Raw genomic sequence first — 386 nt, forward strand, 5'->3', positions numbered from 1 at the left:
GCGGGTGTGTTGTTTGAGAACTCAATAGTGTGTTTGGTGGTTTTTGTTTGTTGTTGTTTTTTGCCGCATCCTTGATCCCCGTTGGGGGTGTGGTGTTGTTTTGCCAGTTTTGTTCTCTGGATGGTTTTTGTTTGGAGAGTTTGATCCTGGCTCAGGACGAACGCTGGCGGCGTGCTTAACACATGCAAGTCGAACGGAAAGGCCCCTTCGGGGGTGCTCGAGTGGCGAACGGGTGAGTAACACGTGGGTGATCTGCCCTGCACTTTGGGATAAGCCTGGGAAACTGGGTCTAATACCGAATAGGACCGCGCATCGCATGGTGTGTGGTGGAAAGCTTTTGCGGTGTGGGATGGGCCCGCGGCCTATCAGCTTGTTGGTGGGGTGAT

The 386-nt window shown here is 53.4% G+C and carries 1 rRNA gene; it reads left to right on the top strand.

Annotated features, from left to right (window positions below):
• Positions 1–128: 128 nt before the first annotated feature.
• Positions 129–386 (top strand): 16S ribosomal RNA (locus tag ABQE93_RS27065); the annotation flags it as partial.

This window comes from Mycolicibacterium sp. XJ662, from assembly GCF_053484035.1.